This window comes from Staphylococcus casei (assembly GCF_030294405.1).
GTDB lineage: Bacteria > Bacillota > Bacilli > Staphylococcales > Staphylococcaceae > Staphylococcus > Staphylococcus succinus.
Genome location: NZ_CP125718.1, coordinates 457,644 through 476,072 on the forward strand (window position 1 = coordinate 457,644; position 18,429 = coordinate 476,072).

Genomic DNA, 18,429 nt, shown 5'->3' on the forward strand with positions numbered 1-18,429 from the left:
AAGTGTATATAAATAAAAAATAAGCACATTTCAACTACCTTTGTTGAGATGTGCTTATTTTATTATTGCTGCTTTTATTTTTGTAATGAGATAGCTGTTGTTTACAATAAAAATCAGTAGCAAGATTAAGGTGAATAGAACTTAGATGTAAAAGTAAGTATAGATACTTAAAATAAAAAATCATACATGGTTTTCAGAAGATGGATTATCTAAAGACCTTGTATGAGATTGAATTGAGTTAAAAGATGATATGTGTTGTATCAAACTTGATTGTGAATCACTAGGCACGCTATTCGTTTCTGTTGTTTGTTTAGAAGTGTTATTGATATAATCCACATTTTCAACACGTTTAGAATTATCAGTATCTAAAACCGAATTTTTCATGTCATTTCCTTGAATGCTACCGATTAAAATCAAGATTAAATAGCTACAAGTTAATACGGATACAATGACAAGGTAAATTGAAACGGTTAGTTTTACAGGTCTACTCATAAACTGCCTCCTAAATAGCTCTATTAGTACTTTCACATATAACTTAACATTTAAATTTTAATATCATGTAAAGATGTAGTAAATTTTGCATATTTGTTTATTACAATTTATTACTAGAGTATTAACTATTATTTTTATTTTTTTATTAAAATAAAGCTATTTTTTAAACTGCCACAAAACGCCGTCATATAAGTGTTTTTAAAAGTTTCGAGTTTAATATTACACTAAATGTAAATCTTTATTTACAAATTATTAACACCCCCTTTAAACAGTTAAAACTAAATCAATAACGGCATGATAGCATATCTGTAATGAATGGTAGGAAATGATTAAGCAGTATGAGCGCAATACATAAGCTGTACACATTGTATAACCCCATATGATTGACCTATCTTAAAATTTCATAAAACTTTAACTACGCTGATGAAAAGAGGGACAAAATTTGCTACTGATCATAATATGTGTAGGGTTAATTCTTTGGTTGGGCATTGTTGAGAAACAAACGCATTCCAACAGATTGGAAAAAATCCCAATACGCATCAATATTAATGGTATTAGAGGTAAATCTACTATAACGAGGTTAATTTATAGTATTTTACGTGAAGATAAATACCGAGTAATAGGTAAAACAACAGGGACTGATGCACGTTTACTGTATTGGTTTACACCTAGAGAATATCCAGTTTATAGGAAACCTCAAGGCGCTAATATCGGTGAACAACGTGACATTATTCGCAAGGTTGTGAAGCAAAAGGGTAATGCACTTGTGAACGAATGTATGGCAGTTAATCCAGATTATCAAATTACATTCCAACGAGATTTAGTTAAAGCAAACATTGGCGTTATTGTTAACGTAATGGAAGATCATATGGATGTCTTAGGTCCTACATTGAAAGAAGTTGCAGAAGCATTTACAGCTACAATTCCTTATAAAGGACACCTTGTAGTTATGAAAGATGATTACACAGACTTTTTTGCAAAAGTAGCTAAAAGACGTAAAACAAAACTTATAGTAGTAGATAAAGAAGAGGTTCCTGAATCTTATTTAAGAAAGTTTGGTTACATTGTGTTCCCAGATAACGTAGCAATTGCTATGGGTGTAGCAGAAGCATTAGGCATTGATCGAGATACTGCGTTAAGAGGAATGCTCAATGCACCACCGGATGTAGGTGCCGTTGAAGTTAAATACTTTAATGCTAATCAAACTACAAATGTTTATGTAAATGCATTTGCAGCGAATGAACCGCAGTCAACAAAAGCGATATTAAATAAAGTAGAAAGTTACAACTATCCATATCAAAAAGTTGTTATCGTATTAAATTGTCGTGATGACAGAGTGGATCGAACGAGACAATTTGTTGAGAACTTTATAACAGATGTTGAATTTGACACTTTAATTTGTACTGGTAAAAGTACCCAAATGGTCACTGACGCAATGAAGGGTCAGAAACACAAAAAATATCTAAACTTTGAAGGTAAAGATATGAAACAAGTTGAAGATGCGTTGTATAAGGAATCTGAAAATGCCCTGATTTTCTGTGTAGGTAATATACACGGTCCAGGTAAACAAATAGCGCAATATATAGAAGGGATCAAATAATATGATAGGTTCAGAGTTATATTTTTCATTATTTGTAGGCATTGTGCTCAGTTTAATCTTTGCCGAAAAATTTGGTATCAGCCCAGCGGGTTTAGTTGTACCAGGATACTTAGCACTTATATTTGACCAGCCAATAATGTTATTATCCGTGCTAATTATCAGTTGTATTACATATTTTATAGTAAATCATGGCATCAGTCGTTTCGTAATTTTATACGGACGCAGGAAATTTGCAGCAATGATACTAACTGGTATGGTATTAAAATTTGTATTCGATTTGCTCTATCCTATAACCCCATTTGAAATGGTTGAAATGTCTGGTATAGGTGTTGTTATTCCAGGAATCATAGCTAACACAATACAAAAACAAGGTGTCATTATCACTTTATCTACATGTATGTTACTAACATGTATTACTTACGTCATCTTATTCTTATATAGCTTTATCAATTAGTAAGGAGCATAAATATGAAGAATTCTAAACGATTTTCTATAGATGAGCGTGTATTAAAATGGACGAAACGCCATAAAAAGCGCAACTCCATATACACCAGTATCATTCTAATAATAGCTATTGTACTTATAGTATTTGCTATGAACTCAGAAAAGATAGTCCCCGTTAAAGCTATGAGTAAAAGTCAAGGTGACATAAGGATGACTTATTTAGGCAATGTGGAGTTAAATAACCATATCCGAAAAAATAATATCAATGAATCATTTGGTGCTATTAAAGATATTTTAAAAGGAAGTGATTATTCAACAGCAAGTTTAAAACTTTCCGAGTTTTCAAATGATAAAAAAACAAATATTAACAATAACTTAGAAAATGTAATGTTCTTAAAAGAATTAAATATTAAAAGTTTGAATATTGTTAATCAAGTTACAGATAACATAACAGCTAGAGATTTTAGCAAAGCTGTGGAAGCACAGGCAGGGTATAATTATTTAACTGGAAATGGTTCTAACCCGATAAATAGTAAGACAGTCCAACAAACTGTTAAAGGGAAAAAAATAGCTAATGTTTCCTTTACAGATGTTGAATCCGATTATACAGATCCAATAAAAAATACAACCTCAGTAAGTTTGGAACCCAATATTTTTATTCCTTTAATAAAAAAACTTAAAGAAAATAATGATTATGTCGTCGTCAACGTAGACTGGGGTATTACCGATGAACGTGCAGTTACAACGAGGCAAAGAGAATATGCACATGCGCTTTCAGATGCTGGTGCGGATGTCATTATTGGGCATAACACAGTAATTCAAGAAATAGAAAAATATAAAGGGACAAGCATTTTTTATAGTTTGGGTAATGTTACATCAGAAGGATTTCTATCCAAGAATAAACAAGGACTGGCAGTGCAACAAAATTGGAATGGAAAGCAATCGCAATTTATGGTTACACCAATTAAATCACAAGCAGGAGAAATTACTGAAGCACACCCTAATAAAGTAGAAGAAATAAAAATGCTCAATAATATTCAAAGTAAAAGCGTGAAGCTTAAAAAAGAGAATGGAGGTTACATATATGAACATTAAAGAACATTGGGTAAGTATTACAGTTATTGCAGTAGTATTAGTCATTTTTCTATTAATTATATTCGCTAAAGCGAATGAAGGACTTGATCCATATGAGCTAAATGAACTTAAATCATCTCATCATCAATATTTGTCTAAAGGAGCTTAGTTATGAGTATTTATAATAAAAAAACGCTCATCGTAATATTACTCCTAACTATAATCATTTCTATCCTGTTTTTTATGGCAACCAAAAAAGATAACTATGATAAAGATGATTTATATGAGAATAAAATTGCTGATCATGATCAAGATACATCAGACAAAAATTACGGTGTTGCTTCAAATAACCCCATAGCAACACGTGTGGGCGAAAAAATATTGAAAGATGGTGGTAATGCAGTTGATGCCTCCATGGGCGTGTCTTATGCGCTTGCTATAACAGAACCACATTCATCAGGTTTAGGTGGAGGTGGTGCCATGTTATCTTATGACGGTCAACCTAATGTTGCACCCAAGCAATGGCAATATAAAGATATATCTTCTTTTAATTTTAAGAATAAAGACCAAACAGGTACACCAGGATTTGTCCGTGGACTGCATGATGCCCATAAGGAAGCAGGAAAGATGGATGAAAAGAAAATTATGAATTACGTTATCCCCCTTGCTGAAGATGGATTTGAAGTCGATTCTGAATTAGAACGTAGTTTGAAACTTTATGGCTCTGATGTTGATAGAGATTCTCCATTCTTTGATGGTAAGCAAACGAAAAGAGAGGGAGACGTTATAAAACAACCAGAATTAGCTGAAACTTTAAGAGATATTAGAGATAAAGGGCCTGATTATTTTTATGACAAAGTTGGTAAAAGTATTTCTAAACAACTTGATGATAAATTGACAGAAAAAGATTTTAAGAGTTATAAATCAGAGAAAAAAGAACCAGTGAGCACCGATTACTTAAATAATAAAGTATATTCTGCGTCAAACCCATTAGGTGGCACATTAATGCTACAAGGATTAAAAATTGATGAAGCAACTGATAATCAAGCTGCCCCAGATAATCGCTTAGATTACATAACTGGCATATTGAAATCCAGAGCACTGATGTACAGAAATAGAGATATCGTAAATGGTCAGGATGAAGATTATGATGAATACTTATCGCAAGACTATTTATTAGGCAAGTTGAATGAAATTAATTTTAATAGTAATTTTAATACGACAAATGTTGATAATACGAGTACGACACATTTCGTTGTTATTGATAAAGATGGTAAGTTAACCAGCACTACAAATACGTTATCTAGCTTCTTTGGAACAGGTAAGTTTATGAAAGAGGGCTTTTATATGAACAACTCTTTATCAAACTTTTCTTCGAACCCTGCGAGTCCGAATTATGCAGGTAAACACAAAGAGCCTAGGTCATTTACAGCACCAAGTATTGTTGTTGGACCAGATTATTATATGGGCATTGGTACGCCAGGTGGTAATAAAATACCAACCACAATTAACGAAGTGCTTATAGATTATTTGAGAGGTAACGGTACACTACAAGAGTCTATTGATAAGCCACGTTTCTATAATGACTATGGCAAAATTTTCTATGAAAATGCGACGAACAAGCAAGATGTTGATATTTTCAAGAGTTTAGGTTTCCAAGTAGAAGAGAAGCGTAATGATCCGAACTTTGGAAGTGTTCAAGCTGCATTATATAATCGAAATGATAAGACAGTAGAAATTGGCCACGATGTAGGTAATAGATAATTAAATTAATATAAGGTGATTAGATAGCCTATAAACTACGAGAAGGAAAAGCTTAAATACAACAACATAAAAGCAAGTGGATATCCTATTGCAGGGTGTCTACTGGCTTTTTGCATTTTGTGAGGAAACTAACTGGTAATGTGAATTGAAATTCAAATAATATAGAAAATGATATAACTACGGCAATAGTTAACTTGAGCCAATATGGATATAACTAGAAAAGAAATTTGAAAATTGGTAGTATTATACTTATATATTAACTTTGTACACTATTGGTGGGAGGTATTTTTAAAAGTATTCATATATAGAGAGAATCAATAAATTTTACAATAATAATTAACTATGAATGAACCGGATATTTAGGAGGAAAATATATGATATATGCTGGTATATTAGCTGGAGGTATTGGTTCGAGAATGGGAAATGTTCCTTTACCTAAACAATTCTTAGATTTAGATGGCAAGCCGATACTTATTCATACAGTTGAAAAATTCTTACTTACAAGTGAATTTGATAAAATTTTTATTGCAACACCTCAAAAATGGATTTCACATACAAAAGATACTTTACGTAAACACAATATTACTGACGACAGAATAGAAGTTGTACAAGGTGGTTCCGACCGCAATGAAACGATTATGAATATCATTCATGCAGTTGAAGTAGAAAATGGAATCAATGAAGAAGATGTAATTATAACGCATGATGCAGTACGTCCGTTTTTAACGCGGCGCATCATCAAAGAAAATATAGAAACCGTGATTCAACATGGTGCAGTTGATACCGTGATACCAGCTACAGATACCATTATTACTTCGAATGATGGGGAAACTATTCAATCTATCCCTGTAAGAAGTGAAATGTATCAAGGGCAAACTCCCCAATCATTTAATATTCAATTGTTAAAACATACTTACAATGAGTTATCAAATGAAGATAAGAAAATATTAACGGATGCTTGTAAGATACTGGTGGTGGCAGGTAAACCTGTAAAAATTGTCATGGGAGAATTATACAATATTAAAATTACGACCCCTTATGATCTTAAAGTTGCAAACTCAATCATAAAAGGTGGGATGTCGCGTGATTAATCAAGTATATCAACTTGTATCGCCCAGGCAATTTGAAGTGACATACAATAACGAAGATATAAAAAGTGATAAAGTCATTGTACGCCCCTTGTATTTATCTATTTGTGCAGCAGATCAAAGGTATTACACAGGAAGTAGAAATCATAAAGTATTAGAACAAAAGCTACCTATGTCATTAATACATGAGGGTGTAGGAGAAGTAGTTTATGACAATAAAGGGATATATCATCCGGGGACAAGAGTACTTATGGTTCCAAACACACCCGTAGAAGAAGATGAAGTGATTGCTGAGAATTATCTAGCAAGTAGCAAATTTAGGTCTAGTGGCTATGATGGATTTATGCAAGATTATGTTTTTATGAACCATGATAGAGTAGTTGAAATAGATGAGGGTATAGAAGACTTAAGTACAATTGCCTATTCTGAATTAGTGACAGTGAGTTGGCATGCAATACAACGCTTTAAACGTAAATCTATTGCCTATAAGAATAGTTTTGCAGTTTGGGGAGATGGAAATTTAGGATATATAACTGCTATCTTACTTCATACAGTCTATCCAAACGCTAAAATTTACGTGTTTGGTAAAACAGATTATAAATTAAGTCATTTTTCATTTGTAGAAAAGGTCTTTCATATACATGACGTACCTGAAGGTGTAACGTTTGATCATGGTTTTGAATGTGTAGGTGGAAAAGGTAGTCAATCAGCTATTAACCAAATCATTGATTTGATTTCTCCAGAAGGGACGATTAGCTTATTAGGCGTAAATGAATATCCTGTAGAAGTAAATACGCGGTTAGTATTAGAAAAAGGATTAACGCTATTTGGTAGTAGTAGAAGTGGTGTACAAGACTTTAAAGATATTGCTAATTTATATAAAAATTATCCGGATGTTGTTGAAAAGTTAGCCTTATTAAAAGGAAATGAGTTTGAAGTTAAAACCATTAATGATGCTGTGAAAGCTTTTGAAGAAGATTTATCAACATCATGGGGAAAAACAGTCATTAAATGGGTTATGTAATTAGCGCATGTACTTGCTCGATTCAGCAATCATACTCATTCGCTTGAATCTACACAATTAAGATGAACGATAAACTTCACAACGAAATCAGAGAGGATTTGTTAAATTGGGTAAATCTAAAATAATAATTGATAATATCTACTGGGAACGTATTCAATTATTTATTGAAGGCCATGTAGATGACATTATAATTAATAAGCACAATTTTATATTGCGAAATTTAACTGAGACAAAGGAGCTACTTGCCAATCATGTACAGATAAATGGTAACAAATTTAAAGCACGCTTTAATGTAGCAATTCTTGATAATGGAAACTATCTTCCATCAGGAGAATATTTGTTTATTTATAAAGGTGACTATGATTACATTGGAAATATGAATGAACGATTATTAGATGCAGATCAATATGAGTTAACAGAGGAACAATTAGAAGCGTATGAAAATCAGGAAACAGAAAATGGTAAGAATAACTATCTATTAAATTTCTATAAGTGGACATTCAAAAAAGGCGGCAACTCAAAGACAACAGAATATACCGTCAGACCAATGATTTCGAGTGAAGTAAATGAATTTGTATTAAATATTAATTTTAAAGCACCTGTACCTAAAATGAATCCAGCCAAGCAAAAGATAAAAGCATTAAAATTAAAATATAATCAATACTCTTTTAATGTACGAAATACAGTGTTTAAATTCATTTTTAATACAACCAAATTTTTCCATTTAAAAAAAGGGAATACGGTATTGTTTACTTCTGATTCAAGAGCTGATATGTCTGGGAATTTTGAATATGTATATAATGAAATGTTAAGACAAAATTTAGATGAAAAATACAAAATTCATTGTTTATTTAAATCCAACATTTCTGCGAGAAGAAACTTTATTGATAAATTTAAATTCCCATATTTACTGGGTAAGGCTGATTATATATTTGTGGATGATTTTCACCCATTACTTTATACTGTGAATTTTAGAAAAAGCCAAGAAATCATTCAAGTTTGGCATGCTGTAGGTGCATTTAAAACTGTTGGATACAGCCGTGCAGGTAAAAAGGGCGGTCCATTTTTTAACTCTGTTAATCATAGAAATTACACAAAAGCTTTTGTGTCATCTGAAACAGATATTCCATTTTATGGGGAGGCTTTTGGGATAAAAGAACAAAATATTATTCCGACGGGTGTACCTAGAACAGATACGTTATTTGACAAAAATTATGAGCAACAAATAGTAGCGGAAATGGAAGAAATATTACCTATTATCAAAGGGAAAAAAGTAGTACTTTTCGCGCCTACATTTAGAGGTAATGGTCATCATACTGCACACTATCCATTTTTTAAAATTGATTTTGCAAGATTTGCACGTTATTGTCGTGAAAATAATGCAGTCGTATTATTTAAAATGCATCCATTTGTTAAAAATAGATTGAGAATTCCTAGAGAATATGAACAATATTTTGTAGATGTATCAGATATGAGAGAAGTAAACGATATCTTGTTTATTACAGACATTTTAATCAGTGATTATTCTTCCTTGGTATACGAATTTGCAGTTTTCAAACGTCCGATGTTATTTTATGCGTTTGATTTAGAAGACTATATTACGTCTCGTGACTTTTATGAACCATATGAGACTTTCGTTCCAGGAAAGATTGTTCAGTCATTCGATAATTTAATTACGTCATTAGACAATGAAGATTATGAACTAGATAAAGTAGAGCCTTTCTTAGATAAACACTTTAAATATCAAGATGGACGCTCTAGTGAACGTTTGGTAAGACATTTATTCGGAAGTTAAGAGATGTCTATAAGCTAAATATAAGGTTAAATATTGTGAGTGAAGTACAAAGTGAAATATAGACTCGGAGTATATAAAGATTGAACAGCACTATTGCTAACTGACAAGTGACGGATTGTCTAATATCTTTATTGAGCGAAGTATATGTCTTTGTAACGGCACTCACTTTTTTACGAGGTGAGGTTAATAATGAAATTTTCAATTATAGTACCGAGTTATAATTCAGAAGCATATATCAAAGAACTTATGCAAAGCCTTCAACAACAAACGTTTAATAAAAAGGATTTTGAAGTGATACTTGTTGATGATTGCTCTACAGATAACACATTGAAAATCGTAGAACCCTTTAAGAACACAATGAATTTGGTTGTAAAGCAGCTTGAATTTAATTCAGGTGGACCAGGTAAACCAAGAAATACAGCATTACAAATTGCCCAAGGGGAATATGTATTCTTTGTAGATTCTGACGATTACATTAACCCAGATACTTTAAAAGATGTAGCAGGTTTTGTGGACAATAATAATGCTGATGTAGTCTTAGTGAAAATGGAAGGCGTCAATGGTCGTGGAGTACCAAAATCAATGTTCCAAAGCACTAGTGATTCTGTGACACTTTCAAATTCTAGAATTATGTACACATTGAGTCCTACAAAGTTTTATAGAACATCACTTCTAAAAAAGCATAGCATCATATTCCCAGAAGATTTGAAAAGTGCGGAAGATCAATTATTTACTATGAAAGCATATATAAATGCTCAAAAAATAGCAGTACTTTGTGATAAACCATATTATTATGCAACAAAACGTGAAGGGGAACATATGAGTTCAGCTTATGTCTCACCCAAAGATTTTTATCAAGTTATGTCATTAATTACTGAAGAAATCATAAATAGTACGTTAGATAATAAAGATGAAGTATTAGCATATTTCATTGATAGACATTTTTCTTTCTCAAGAACAAACAACTTTTCGTTAAAAATAGCAGATGATAAAAAGCAAGAATGGATGGATGCCTTAGGTGATTTCATTCTAAAAGTACCTTCACGCGTGGATGCATTATTAAAAGATGGATTAAAACCATTACTGTATTATGCACGTAAGAAGGATATGAACCATTATCAAATGGTCGAAGAAAGCTATAAGAATGGTAGATTTTATGATTTTAATGCGTATCAAGAAGGATTAGAAATTCAATTTGATAAAGATGAGCCCTTTTTTAAATTTCAACAAGTTACTAAACCTGATTTAATGCTTACACAGTTTAATTTTAATGATAAAGGCTTTAATTTAGAAGTAGAGTTTTTAAAATCAATTATAAACCCCAATCAGGTAGCTACTATGATTCAATTAAAACTGGTTTCACGAAATAAGAAAGAAATGATTTATATACCTTTAGCAGTTAATGATCAAACACGCTTTAAATTTGGAGTGACTATGGACGATATTATGCCATATTTAATTAAAGAAAAAGTGTGGGATATATTTTTAGAAATGCGTATTGATAATATGACGATTGAAAAGCGTATTGGTAATAAACGTAAAGCATATCCTTATGATGCAGAGACAAGTACAATCACGCAAAATGGGAACCACTACTATCGTTTTACACCTTATTTTACAAAGGACTATGATAATTTATCATTTTATGTAACACAAAATAGGTTGAACGATATGATAGAAGTGAAGGCTGTGGACAAAAATACGATGCAGTTACGGAGCTTAGAATTTAATTATTTAATATCTGAAGGTATGACAGCACTTATGTTAGGAAGTGATTTTACATATGGCTATCTAACTACAGTTAAGGATGCAAAATGGATGATATATAAATTGACACTTTTAAATAAGATAAAAGCAAGTGAATTAAAAAAAGACTTTCGTATCGAAACACCTCACTTAGTTTTAAAATATTAATTGTATATAATAGAAAGTGGTCTAATGATATATTAGATCACTTTCTTTCATATACAGCGTGCTGTTATTGATAATCGTTTTCAATTATAGTATCGTGGGAATATGTAGAGTACAATCGTTAATTACATATTTGTAATAGTGTTTGATGTTGAAGGGGCAAATAGTGATTGATGCTAAAAGGAGTTATCGATGAAGAATAATAAGATTGATGTTAAAGACTTAATAAATATTGGATTGTTTACGGCTGTCTATTTCATTTTTATAGCACCACCAGGTATTTTAGGTATTATACCTATTTTTATGGTGTTACTTCCAGCAATGATAGGTTTGATAGGCGCTATACCGATAATGTTACTACTTAGTAAAACTCAAAAATTTGGAGCGCTCACCATATGTGGAATAGTGGTTAGTTTAATATTAGCAATCATGGGACATCCATGGATAGCATTGATCCTTAGTGTTCCAATAATAATTATTGCAGATGTTATCATGTCTGTTGGACGCTATAAAAGTTGGAAATATAACATTGTAGGTTATATTGTATTTTCATTTTGGTCTATTGGTAATTTATTGCCATTTTACTTTATGAGAACTTCATATTTATCATTTATTCAAGAAAAATATGGTGCAGATTATGAGGCGACAGTAGCAGGATTATTTTCATTTGGAATGATTCCTGTAATCATTATTACAACAATTATGGGAGCATGGCTAGGTGCATATATTGCAAAAGGTGTATTGAAAAAGCATTTTAAACGTGCAGGTATGATTTAATATGCATAATCATATAATAAAGCAAGATAAATTATATAATCTGGATCCGAGAATAAAGTTAGCACTTATGATTATTGTATCGCTTATCTCATTGACCGGCAGTGTGACTGGTAATCAAGCTATTATTAGGTTATTAATTATGTTGATACCAGTCGTATTAATATTGATGATAGGTAAATATGTAAAAGGTGTAGCAGCACTTGTACTTATTACTTGTGCTTGGTATGGAGAAGCATTCATTACACTTGGTCAGAGTCAATTTGCAACATTATTAATATTTATCCCTTCAGGTATAGTTACGCGCTTTTTACCGGCAATCGTTATGGGATATTATATTTTAAAGACTACACAAGTAGAAGTGCTCATCGTTGGATTGGAAAGTTTGAAGCTACCTAGACAGATTACGATACCTATATCAGTGATGTTTAGATTCATACCGACAATTAAGGTGGAATCAGCTTTAATTAGAGATGCTATGAAAATGAGAGGTATCTCATTGCGATTTGCTTTAAAAAAACCAATTCAATACATCGAATATCGTATTGTACCGATGTTAAGTAGTGTTGTGAAAATAGGCAATGAATTGACTGTTGCTGCAATGACGCGTGGCTTGAATTTAACGCATAGAAGAACAGCTATCATAAAGTTAAAGGTACGTTGGTTGGATTGGTTGTTTTTAGGTATAGGACTATTATTATGCATTGCTTATTATCTATTGTGAGGTTAAAAAATGATTGAAATAAAAGGATTATCGTTTAATTATGAAAATGAGCAACAAGCACTGAACGGTATAAATCTTACTGTAAATAAAGGGGAAGTGATTTGTTTAACAGGTGCTTCAGGCTGTGGTAAAACGACATTGACGCGCATACTAAATGGAGCAATACCTCATTTTTTTAAGGGGCATATTGAAGGTGAAATAATAATCAATAATAAAGATATGAAAGACCAATCTATCTATGATATTTCTAAAGAAAGTGGGTCTGTATTTCAGAATCCTAGATCTCAGTTTTTTTGCTTGAACACAACCAGTGAACTTGCTTTTGAATCTGAGAATTATGGCGTTAATCCTACGCAAATAAAAGCAGATATTGGATATAGCGCATATCAATTTAATCTCGAACATTTACTGGATAGAGGTATTTTTAGTCTTTCAGGAGGAGAAAAGCAACTTATTGCATGCACGGCAATTCAAGTTTCTGGACATGCGTTGATCATACTTGACGAACCCTCATCTAACTTAGATTTTAAGACGATTACTAGATTAAAAAGTATGATTGAACTTTGGAAAAGCACAGGAAAGACTATAGTAATTGCAGAGCATCGCTTACACTATTTAATAGATGTAGTAGATCGTTTTATCGTCATGGCGCAAGGAACCATAAAAAAAAGCTATGATAATTACGCTTTTAATGCATTGTCACCTGAGATATTGACTGCGTTAGGTTTGAGGCACACACATCTCACTCACATGAAACCCAAACGCGTTAAAAGTAAAAGTACCGCGTATCTAAACTTACATGAATTTTATTTCAGATATAAATCGAAACAACCACTTGCTTTGAATATCGATAAGCTAAGTTTACCTAAAGGTGAAGTGACAGCCTTAATTGGTTACAATGGTTCTGGAAAATCTACGTTTGCACGTTGCTTAACAGGACTTGAACGTAAATTTAAAGGCAAAGTAAATAATGGAGATAGTATATTAACTCGAAACCAGAGATTAAATCATGTATATATGGTTTTTCAAGATGTTAATAATCAGTTGTTTGCAGAAAATGTAGAAGAAGAACTAAGATTAAGTAATGATCAATTGAGTGATGCAGCAATTAAATCATGTTTAACGAGATATGGTATAGCCAGTCATATTGAGCGGCATCCATTAGCACTTTCAGGTGGCGAAAAACAGCGTTTAGCTATTGCTAGCGCTGTGGAAACTAAAAGAGACGTTCTAATATTTGATGAACCATCAAGTGGCCTAGATGGTAAAAGAATGAGAGAAATGAGCGAAATTATTAATGATTTAGCGCAACAAGGGCATACAATAATAGTAATAACTCATGATTATGAGTTATTACTATCATGTGCAGATGAAGTATTACAATTAGAAGCAGGTTCTGTTTTATCACAGTATAGACTAGATGAAGATAACTTAGAAAAATTGCAAACATTCTTTGAAATAGAGAAGCCCTCAGATGAATAATATCTGGGGCTTCTGTGGTTAATTTGGTGGAATAACCACATATTGTATAGATGAATTAGAAAGGGCATATGTAATAGCTTGATTATGATCATGTAAGCTTAATTTAGCTAATGGATGATTTGCCTTATTGATTTGCGTTAACAGCGAAGGCTCAATAGAATTTAAATTTAAATCAGCTGAAATCATATTCGTTATAATGCCATGGTTTTGATTCAGCAGGCGTGTGAATATTGGGAAATCCTTAGAATAAGGGTGATAAATGTTAACAATTATAGATGATTGCCTAGGGCCCTTGATGAGATTAGTAAATAATAATAAATGATAGTGGTGATTTATTTTACTTACCATACCACAGGAATGTAACATGACATGTTGATTGATAAATGGTTGTAATAAATTATAAATATGTACAATTGGCATTGTACTTTGATGACTTCCAATAAGCATGAGTCTATCCTTATCATTTGAATAATAAGGATAGCCCAGACCACCAATTTTTTGATTTAAATCAATTAGTAAATGTAGTAAAAGTATGTGACTTTCGCAATTAAAATTATTGAAGTAGCGTCTTAATGCGTGATGCGTAATATTATTGAAAATTAATTTTTTTGAATAGGCGTGAGTCATGCGATTAATAAATAGTATGATTGTTTCTCTTAAATTGTATTCATCGTTATTTTGTTTTGATTTTTGTTTTAATTGTGTTCCTAGTTCAATAAAATCAAGATTAATATAATAATAATCAATATCGAAAGCAGTGATGGTTGTAATCATGTCACTTAAAGTTAATTTAGTGAGGATGATATCGTCTACACAAATGCCTAATTTTAAATTAGAATATTGTTTTTGTAGACGTTTAACTAAGTACTTCGTCTTATTGGTATTATGAGATGTAAGTTCAAATAGCAGGGACATACTATTTAAACATTGTACATAAGATAATGATGCATTAAATGCTTGTAATATATAATAGTTGAACGATTGGAATGAAGACAAATTAGTGATTTTAAATGTTAAATGGCAATGTTTGCGTGTTAGAAATTCAATTGTATTAAATAGTTTTTGCATTGCTAGGTTATTTATAAAATCAAAGTCTGTGTTTTTAATGAGTAAGATTATTTTTGAAAATTGTGAATAGATTATACTTTCTATATTATTTCTCTTGAAATTTAATAAATCGTACATGTTTTCTAACTCAATGACGATATAAGGGTCTTCAAAATAATGGTTATATTTAATGTGAGTTAAATCTATATCGTTAACAGCTTTATTATGAGAAGTCGTATGTTTATAAAATTCAGAGATATGTTTGGACAAAACTATATGATCAGTTATAGGCTGATAAGGAATATCAAACTCTCCGCATCTAAAGAGATAGATATATCGCTTAGGTGGCATATTAACATAGTATTTAAAATGCTTTGTATATGTGCTAACATTTTTAAAACTATATTTAGCCGCAACATCATAAATATTTTTATTGTCTTGTGCTAAGTCATACAAAGATAAAGCTATTTTTAAGGAAGTAGTATAATATTTAAAATTTATATTCAATACTTTTGTAAATAGAATAGAAATATAAGATTGAGATATATAAAACGCCTTAGAAATTTGTTGGGTCGTGAGTGTTCCAAAGATATTTTTATGTATATATTGAATGATTTTATTTAATAAAGGATGTTTTGTATGTAGTTCAGGCAAATATATATCCTGCAAAGGCACCTTCGCTTCCTTTATTAAATAATCTATTATTTTAGAAATATAGGAAGTGAGATGCGCTTCTTTAGAAAAATCTTTGTGTAATTCTTGTAAAATAATATTTTTAAATTGATCTATATGTTTAATATGGTTAAAGTCAAAATAAGCATTGACTAGGTAAGTATCTCTTGTCATAAATAAAGGTAACGGTATTTTTATTTCAATCAGATTATGAACATCTAACAATTGATATAAGTCTGCATTATTAATGATTATGCCGTCCTCTATGGTAACAACAGTCCCATTTAAAAATAATTTGCAGGGATCTCCTAACGGTATTAATATTATGGTTTCATTTATACATCGTGCTAATTCAGTTGAGTAATGGTTTCTTATAGAGATAGAACTAATCACAAATATCACCTTTGACCTCAAATGGTACTATTATTAATAAGTAATAAAACTATTTTACAACTGTAAGCCCTTAAAAATGAATGGATATTGACAAAGAGTAATAAAGACATATTTAGAATTAATAATTAGGAGTTGGAAAGATAATTTTTAACTTATTAAAGAGAGCGTAGTAAAAAAAATATAGTTTTGATTAATAAATTTACTCAAAGTGAGTTAAAGGAATAGTTGTAAGAGAAAGTATTCGGTTAAATATATGAAAAATAGTTTTCATATGGAAAGAACATTTAAATTTATGAGTGGCTAATGGTTATATTGTGTTACGAAGTATAACTTGAGAGTGGGTAGTTTAAAAAATTACATAAATGAATAAACGTACGAATATTGAAAGAGATCTAAAATCACTGCCTGAAAGCGATTTTAGATCTCTTTTTTTCAAATAAGCTTGTGTATAAGCTTGAATTTGATAAGAATGCGGTTTTATATCATGTATTTTAATGGGTGCATAAAGTTTAATTCTGGGAATGGAATATAACTATGATGATAGATGGCACATTGATAGAATCGATATAAAACACAAAAGCATTCTCTAAGAATATTATATAACCTGCATTGTAATGTTAAAATATAATTTTTATTTAAATTATAATTCATACAACTTAAAGTAGGTTATAAAGAACTGCAAAAAGTTGTGAATATCTCTAAATGATAAAATTAATTTTTAAAAGTGCTATCTTTTTTTTATATAAAGGTCTAGAGATTTATAAACGACAAGTACGAATGAAATGATTAAAAATAAAGTGAATAAACCGTTGAATAAAGTGTTGTTAAAAATTTTAAAAATAGTAATTGAACTTAAAGTTTCTAAAAATACAGAACCGGTTGTTTTCACTTCAAAAATATCAAATACAAATAGTGTTAAAGTAATCAATAACATATAAAAGAACGCGATGAAAAAGAGATTGAATAAATCATGTGTAAATAATTTTCTCATAACAACCAGCCTCCTCTCTTACTTTTCTATATCCGATTTTAAGAATATTAATGTTGAAATTTGTAAATTTACAAAAAATTTACAAAGTGCTTCATAAAAAAATGCTGAAAATATAGTGGAACCTGTTTTAAATTATTGTGAAAGTGTATAAGAGTAAGTAAGTTTGATTTTTTATTTGTAAGAGGGAGGGTTAATATGTATAAAGCTATAATCTTTGATGTATATGGCACAATTTTTGATATATCGTCTCTAAAAAATAATATGCCGGATTTTGATGATGATTTAGCGACCTCTATTGCAAAATTATGGAGAGAGACGCAAATGAGGCACATGTTTTTAAGGCAAGCAATGCAACGTTACATTTCATTTGATGAATTGACTAAAGAGACATTACGTTACGCTTTAGATGTTCATGAAATTCAATATAATCGCGATGATGTTAATAGATTATTTGAAGCATATTTAGATTTAACCTATTTTAATGAAATCCCTAGAGCATTATCAGATATAAAAACAAAGAATATAGATGTGGGTGTGCTTTCAAATGGTAGCGATAATATGCTCATGCCGTTAGTTGATAATTCAAAAATAGCTGAATATATCGATACCGTGATTAGTGTGGATGAAATTAAGCAATATAAACCGAGTCCTGCCAGCTATGCACTCGTTTTAGAATATTATAAATTAAAGCGTGAGGATATTTTATTCGTATCATCGAACACATGGGATGTTACAGGTGCGGCTAATTTTGGATTTAATACGGTCTGGGTAAACCGAAAAAATGAAGTGTTTGATGAAAATGGACAGCAACCTACGATTACGGTGAACAATCTTAATGAAATGGTAAAGTGGTTGGAAATGAATAAATAATGCTAAAAGAATATTTATATTATAGTGCATAGTAAACAAAGTAAAACGACAGATCTCATATTATAGAGGTCTGTCGTTTTATGTCTGACTGAGTATAACTCAGCATATGAAGAACTTTTTATGAAAATAATTTTCGCTACTCATTTAATATATCACTTTATAGGAGATTTGTGACCTTACAGTACTGTCACATTAACTAAAAATGAGTAAAATGCATAATGATGAAATTCAGGCTTAAATTGCTGATATTACTACATTAATAAATACGAATAACGATAAAGTAG

The 18,429-nt window shown here is 31.0% G+C and carries 16 protein-coding genes; 13 read left to right on the forward strand and 3 right to left on the reverse strand.

Translation table 11 applies throughout. The annotated features are described in order from the left end of the window. Window positions 1-180 precede the first annotated feature (180 nt). A complete protein-coding gene (locus QMO72_RS01990; protein WP_103267296.1) occupies window positions 181-492 on the reverse strand; it encodes a hypothetical protein in 312 nt (103 codons plus the stop codon). Between the two features lie 442 nt (window positions 493-934). Between QMO72_RS01990 and pgsB the strand changes: the two genes are divergently transcribed. From pgsB to QMO72_RS02050, 12 genes are all read left to right on the forward strand, one after another. Continuing rightward, entirely contained in the window at window positions 935-2,092 is a 1,158-nt protein-coding gene (gene pgsB / locus QMO72_RS01995; RefSeq protein WP_103267297.1) for a poly-gamma-glutamate synthase PgsB, read from the forward strand. A 1-nt stretch (window position 2,093) separates the two neighbouring features. Continuing rightward, window positions 2,094-2,546: a poly-gamma-glutamate biosynthesis protein PgsC gene (gene pgsC / locus QMO72_RS02000; protein WP_046835938.1), complete on the forward strand. Its 453-nt coding sequence runs from the start codon at window positions 2,094-2,096 to the stop codon at window positions 2,544-2,546. A gap of 14 nt (window positions 2,547-2,560) precedes the next feature. Beyond that, entirely contained in the window at window positions 2,561-3,631 is a 1,071-nt protein-coding gene (locus QMO72_RS02005; protein WP_103267298.1) for a CapA family protein, read from the forward strand. Then, complete coding sequence (locus tag QMO72_RS02010; RefSeq protein WP_167693335.1) at window positions 3,621-3,779, forward strand: hypothetical protein; 159 nt, start codon at window positions 3,621-3,623, stop codon at window positions 3,777-3,779. Before QMO72_RS02005 ends, QMO72_RS02010 begins: the two co-directional genes overlap by 11 nt. Before the next feature lie 2 nt (window positions 3,780-3,781). Further along, on the forward strand, window positions 3,782-5,374 hold the full coding sequence (locus QMO72_RS02015; protein ID WP_103267299.1) for a gamma-glutamyltransferase: 1,593 nt from the start codon (window positions 3,782-3,784) through the stop codon (window positions 5,372-5,374). A 374-nt stretch (window positions 5,375-5,748) separates the two neighbouring features. Continuing rightward, entirely contained in the window at window positions 5,749-6,465 is a 717-nt protein-coding gene (locus tag QMO72_RS02020; protein ID WP_103267889.1) for a D-ribitol-5-phosphate cytidylyltransferase, read from the forward strand. Continuing rightward, window positions 6,458-7,486 (forward strand): alcohol dehydrogenase catalytic domain-containing protein, encoded by a 1,029-nt coding sequence (locus tag QMO72_RS02025; protein ID WP_103267888.1) that lies wholly within the window; start codon window positions 6,458-6,460, stop codon window positions 7,484-7,486. The genes QMO72_RS02020 and QMO72_RS02025 overlap by 8 nt, the downstream gene beginning before the upstream one ends. Window positions 7,487-7,592: 106 nt before the next feature. Next, complete coding sequence (tarL, locus tag QMO72_RS02030; RefSeq protein WP_107553806.1) at window positions 7,593-9,281, forward strand: teichoic acid ribitol-phosphate polymerase TarL; 1,689 nt, start codon at window positions 7,593-7,595, stop codon at window positions 9,279-9,281. A 189-nt stretch (window positions 9,282-9,470) separates the two neighbouring features. After that, on the forward strand, window positions 9,471-11,195 hold the full coding sequence (locus tag QMO72_RS02035; RefSeq protein WP_103267367.1) for a glycosyltransferase family 2 protein: 1,725 nt from the start codon (window positions 9,471-9,473) through the stop codon (window positions 11,193-11,195). 189 nt (window positions 11,196-11,384) lie between these two features. Next, entirely contained in the window at window positions 11,385-11,969 is a 585-nt protein-coding gene (locus QMO72_RS02040) for an MptD family putative ECF transporter S component (RefSeq protein ID WP_103267366.1), read from the forward strand. Window position 11,970: 1 nt separating this feature from the next. Continuing rightward, the gene (locus tag QMO72_RS02045; RefSeq protein WP_103267365.1) at window positions 11,971-12,690 is read left to right on the forward strand and encodes an energy-coupling factor transporter transmembrane component T; all 720 of its coding nucleotides are present in this window, start codon (window positions 11,971-11,973) and stop codon (window positions 12,688-12,690) included. A 9-nt stretch (window positions 12,691-12,699) separates the two neighbouring features. Then, window positions 12,700-14,172, forward strand: a complete 1,473-nt coding sequence (locus QMO72_RS02050; RefSeq protein WP_103267364.1) for an ABC transporter ATP-binding protein — start codon at window positions 12,700-12,702, stop codon at window positions 14,170-14,172. An 18-nt stretch (window positions 14,173-14,190) separates the two neighbouring features. Here QMO72_RS02050 and QMO72_RS02055 read toward each other — a convergent pair whose 3' ends face one another. Then, window positions 14,191-16,284, reverse strand: coding sequence for a helix-turn-helix domain-containing protein (locus QMO72_RS02055; protein WP_103267363.1), 2,094 nt, complete (start codon window positions 16,282-16,284; stop codon window positions 14,191-14,193). Window positions 16,285-17,011: 727 nt separating this feature from the next. Further along, window positions 17,012-17,275, reverse strand: coding sequence for a hypothetical protein (locus tag QMO72_RS02060; RefSeq protein ID WP_107553931.1), 264 nt, complete (start codon window positions 17,273-17,275; stop codon window positions 17,012-17,014). 195 nt (window positions 17,276-17,470) lie between these two features. Here QMO72_RS02060 and QMO72_RS02065 point away from each other — a divergent pair, with 195 nt between their 5' ends. Then, complete coding sequence (locus QMO72_RS02065; protein WP_103267553.1) at window positions 17,471-18,145, forward strand: haloacid dehalogenase type II; 675 nt, start codon at window positions 17,471-17,473, stop codon at window positions 18,143-18,145. Window positions 18,146-18,429: the final 284 nt, after the last annotated feature.

Excerpts from the sequence above, each read along its gene's own strand:
- pgsC (WP_046835938.1), top strand. The coding sequence starts at position 2,094 with ATGATAGGTTCAGAGTTATATTTTTCATTATTTGTAGGCATTGTGCTC.
- QMO72_RS02020 (WP_103267889.1), top strand. The coding sequence starts at position 5,749 with ATGATATATGCTGGTATATTAGCTGGAGGTATTGGTTCGAGAATGGGA.
- QMO72_RS02040 (WP_103267366.1), top strand. The coding sequence starts at position 11,385 with ATGAAGAATAATAAGATTGATGTTAAAGACTTAATAAATATTGGATTG.
- QMO72_RS02035 (WP_103267367.1), top strand. The coding sequence starts at position 9,471 with ATGAAATTTTCAATTATAGTACCGAGTTATAATTCAGAAGCATATATC.
- QMO72_RS01990 (WP_103267296.1), bottom strand. The coding sequence starts at position 492 with ATGAGTAGACCTGTAAAACTAACCGTTTCAATTTACCTTGTCATTGTA.
- QMO72_RS02050 (WP_103267364.1), top strand. The coding sequence starts at position 12,700 with ATGATTGAAATAAAAGGATTATCGTTTAATTATGAAAATGAGCAACAA.
- QMO72_RS02015 (WP_103267299.1), top strand. The coding sequence starts at position 3,782 with ATGAGTATTTATAATAAAAAAACGCTCATCGTAATATTACTCCTAACT.
- QMO72_RS02045 (WP_103267365.1), top strand. The coding sequence starts at position 11,971 with ATGCATAATCATATAATAAAGCAAGATAAATTATATAATCTGGATCCG.
- QMO72_RS02005 (WP_103267298.1), top strand. The coding sequence starts at position 2,561 with ATGAAGAATTCTAAACGATTTTCTATAGATGAGCGTGTATTAAAATGG.
- QMO72_RS02065 (WP_103267553.1), top strand. The coding sequence starts at position 17,471 with ATGTATAAAGCTATAATCTTTGATGTATATGGCACAATTTTTGATATA.
- QMO72_RS02010 (WP_167693335.1), top strand. The coding sequence starts at position 3,621 with ATGAACATTAAAGAACATTGGGTAAGTATTACAGTTATTGCAGTAGTA.
- QMO72_RS02060 (WP_107553931.1), bottom strand. The coding sequence starts at position 17,275 with ATGAGAAAATTATTTACACATGATTTATTCAATCTCTTTTTCATCGCG.